This window comes from Cellvibrio mixtus subsp. mixtus J3-8 (assembly GCF_000766945.1).
GTDB lineage: Bacteria > Pseudomonadota > Gammaproteobacteria > Pseudomonadales > Cellvibrionaceae > Cellvibrio > Cellvibrio mixtus_A.
The window spans coordinates 620-4242 of sequence record NZ_KN266223.1 but is presented as its reverse complement, the minus strand read 5'-3'; the positions used below and the strand labels follow the sequence as shown (position 1 = coordinate 4242).

General features: G+C 46.5%; 6 protein-coding genes. All 6 read right to left on the bottom strand.

Annotated elements, in window-relative coordinates; genetic code table 11:
• On the bottom strand, window positions 1-1049 hold a 1049-nt coding region (locus tag A596_RS21785), incomplete at its 3' end, for a phage tail sheath protein (RefSeq protein ID WP_039918893.1).
• Between the two features lie 109 nt (window positions 1050-1158).
• Window positions 1159-1485 carry a DUF1353 domain-containing protein gene (locus A596_RS21780; RefSeq protein ID WP_039918892.1) on the bottom strand — a complete coding sequence of 109 codons (327 nt, stop codon included), beginning with the start codon at window positions 1483-1485 and terminating at the stop codon, window positions 1159-1161.
• A gap of 27 nt (window positions 1486-1512) precedes the next feature.
• Window positions 1513-1815, bottom strand: a complete 303-nt coding sequence (locus A596_RS21775; protein WP_039918891.1) for a hypothetical protein — start codon at window positions 1813-1815, stop codon at window positions 1513-1515.
• Window positions 1815-3089: a hypothetical protein gene (locus tag A596_RS21770; protein ID WP_039918890.1), complete on the bottom strand. Its 1275-nt coding sequence runs from the start codon at window positions 3087-3089 to the stop codon at window positions 1815-1817. The genes A596_RS21775 and A596_RS21770 overlap by 1 nt, the downstream gene beginning before the upstream one ends.
• Entirely contained in the window at window positions 3086-3391 is a 306-nt protein-coding gene (locus tag A596_RS21765) for a hypothetical protein (RefSeq protein ID WP_039918888.1), read from the bottom strand. Before A596_RS21765 ends, A596_RS21770 begins: the two co-directional genes overlap by 4 nt.
• 3 nt (window positions 3392-3394) lie before the next feature.
• Window positions 3395-3623, bottom strand: a 229-nt coding sequence (locus tag A596_RS21760) for a hypothetical protein (RefSeq protein ID WP_200883000.1), incomplete at its 5' end; no start/stop codon positions are given.

Here is a 3623-nt window from a genome sequence, read left to right as displayed (position 1 = left end):
TTGGTGTTGATGTCCTCATCGAACCAAGCAACACCGTCGATGATTAACCCAAGATTTTTTAACTCGCGGAACTTCGCATTAATGCCTTCGATAATGTCGCGCACCAGTGATGGATGCATGGGTTTATCCACTGCCCAGAAGTGTCCCTCGGCAATCGCATCTGCGAGGATTTGCGCAGTGCGTGTGTAGTTTTCAAATGCGAAGAGGGAATCTTCGGAGCAGGTGCGGCTACCCCAGAAACGGAAACCATCGCGATTGATTAACGTGGTGACTTGGGCAGCATTCAAATAACCTGCATCGGTGTTGGGGTCTTGCAAATCAAAGAAGACTGGCTTGCTGATCCCGTTGACGCTGTTTACTGGAATGTTGGAAAGCGTTTTATGCCAGCCTACGGTTTGATCCAGTTTGGCGCGCAAGCCGAGTGCATAGGCCACAGCAGGAACTTCGATAGTTTCAGTGGCATCAACATCAAACGCAGTGAAGTTAGGCCAAATAACCATTGCTTCGCGAGCACCAAATTTATTGCGGTAAAGCACGGCAGCTTCTTTTGTGTCGCATTCGTACCCGCTGATGTAGGTGAATGCTCGCAATTTTTGTGCAATCGAAATTAATTCGGCAGCGACGTTTTCCGTATCCAATTCCGGTACACCTAAAATGCGTGGCTTTAAGCCGAACATTTGTTCTGAATTCAGCAACGCTTTTAATCCGGTTTTTTTGCCGTCAGCCATAACACTTCCGATGATATTAGCCTCGGTGCCTTCTGGATCATCTTCCGGGTCTACAGCTTCAACACGGACGACAATCACTGGTGGCTGTGCATTGGCCGCAATTGCGGTGAGCGCGCGTTTTAATGTGCCGGTGAGCCCTGCATTACCGATGGCAGCATAAATATCGGTAATTAACACAGGTGTGTTTAAAGGGAATTTGTCGGCCACTGCATCGGGTGCGGTAGCAACTAATCCAATAACAGCGGTGGCGGGAGTGCGAATGGTGCGAGTGCCTTCGTTAATTTCAAGGACTCGGACACCATGGTGATATTGATCGGGCATGATGCCTCCTGATAGTTGACAGTATCAGGGCAATCATAATGATAACGCGGGCGAGAAAAATTAAATGCGCGCTGTAATGATTGGTATTACAGCACGCAATAAATTGAATTTATTTTTTTGAATGGTGGTAACGCTTGCCGAAAATTCTCACTGCCCAATATATTGGTAAGCGATAGCGACGGCGAACACCTTCGGCTTCCATTGCGGCAAGGAAAATTTTATCAGCATCTTTTCGATTATGCCCGATGCTATACAAATAATCATGTATTACCGCTCCAAAGCGTGTACGGTTTTTAAGGATAGTGTAAACCACTGGGATACGTGGCACTGAATCAAAATCAGTTATATAACCGATAGGAACCACTACCGGCGACCATTCAACATTTTCCAGTAGTGCCCAACGGTGTCCGATTGTTTGAACTTTGATGCTGATCATTAGTAAATGCTCTCGGAAAAATGAGTGTTATAGCTTGTCGGGTGAGATTAATGCACCGTCAGCAAAAAGCTGATCCAATTCAGGTTCAGTAATTCCCATTTCTTCAGCGACAAATAAAATCAATGGGTTGTCCCGGCGATACGTGGTTAATTTTCGCCAACCAATTTTTACTTTTTCCGGTGTGGCTGGGTCTTCCATAAAGCTCTCGATAAGGGGCAGGAGTCCATTACGTGATAGCACCATGTGTGCCTGAAATGCGGTGAGTTCAGGCACCACTGGTGTTGATACTTGCGAAGGATAAATTTGTGCTGCTTGTATAAACTTATGCATTATTTAATCCTCACATAGTGCGGTGCGGATGAAGATAAACGGCTTGCAGTTTCCACGCCGACCACTGGTGTGTACGGTGAGAAACGACCAGAGCCACCAATTAAAATGCCCTCACCAAATTTACTCGTCATTTTTCCCGACGCAGTGCCCGCACCGACTGAAACCCATGTGTGACCGTCTCGGGTATAAACAAATGTCCCTGCCGCACCCGATCCAAATACAGTGCGGGTAAACTTGTCGTAAAAGAGATCTGTAACAGCGACACCAAACATTTCACGTGCTATCCAGTTGATTCCATCTGGTGATGTTGACCAGGCTCCTGAAGTGGCAACCGCAATAAACATTTTTGCTTCCGGGAACCAGACAACTGAAGCGTAAACACCAGCGGGAATAGTGCGTGTAGTCCAAGAACCTGCGAACGCCGCATCATTGGTTTGACAGAGATTTGTGCCGACCATAACCAAGCGGTTCAATTCAGGAGAGTAAGCAATATCCTGCCATGCTGTGCCCGATGCGACGGGCACTACAGTGATCGTCCCTGCATCTTTTGCCCAGCCTGTCTGGGTGCTGTTGCATCCGTACCAGTACCCATTAATGGTTGGAACAATTTTTGAGAAACCAGCATTTTGCCCGGTCTTGGCTAACCAGTTAATACCATCATCGGTGTGATGGTAGGTGGATGAACCGGACACGCCGATAACTTTGCCGGTGGGTAGTTCAATCATTTTCGTAATGTTGAAATTGCCCCTGTTTGTCCAGGTTATGTGATCAGGTGATGAATAGGCAGCCGTGCTTGACGCGCATAGCCAAAGATTAGAAGCCGAGTGATACAAAACGGCAGAAGAATTTGGAATAGCATTTGCGACACTGGTGTTACCGGGTATGTATGAGCGCAAGGCATCTGGATAGCTTGCTACGTCAGTTGAAATGTATCCGGTTTTTAACCACTCACGAAAATTTGAATCAGTAAAATGTATATCCTGTTCAACAAATGGCGCAAGAATGCCAATCGGCAGCGGATCAATTGCTTCAGGTGCTTTTATTAATGCAGATGCCAGTGCAATTAAATTTTCTATTTCACTTCCTGCACCTGAAAGATTAATCATGCGTTGTATTTGTTCTGACAACACAATCTTGTTCAGCGAACCACCTGCGAGTTCAACAATTTTGGCGGCAATGGCAAGGTCGCGAACATCATCAAGGGTGCTGTCATTATTTAATGCATTGCACCGTGCTTGAATTTCGTTATTGATTGGGGCGATTAAAATAGTCATGTTGCTATACCTGCAAGGGCTAAGGTTCTAATCTTTTTTAAAATGAGTGAATCGGGCTGTACTGCGGAATCGGCCTTTGCACCCTGTGCGCTAGTGGCAAATTCTTCTGGTAATTTATCACCAAGTTTTTCACTGTTTTTGGCGGTGGCTGTTCTGCCGAGCTTCTGTGCAATTGCGTTGCTGTTAGTTTTTAACTGCGCATCGACAACAGTAAACGATTGCCGCAAAACCAAAACATCATCTTCTAAATCACCCTCTGCACTTGGCAGAGGGATTTCATAGTTAGGGGTAAAGTCAGTCATACATTACTCCGTCACAATGACACGCAAATTGGAGACTTTCGGGCGCGCACTGGCATGGCCGTTTAATTCCAGCTTTGTTCGCACCCGCGCTTCATGCACACCGGTAATGACAAATTCATATTCATGCAATCCATTGCCAAGTGGCTTGGCTGCTTTGGCTTGGGTTGCGTTTGACCAGGCATCGCCGATATCAACACCGGATACTTTCGGCACTACACCGGCGCCTGATGGA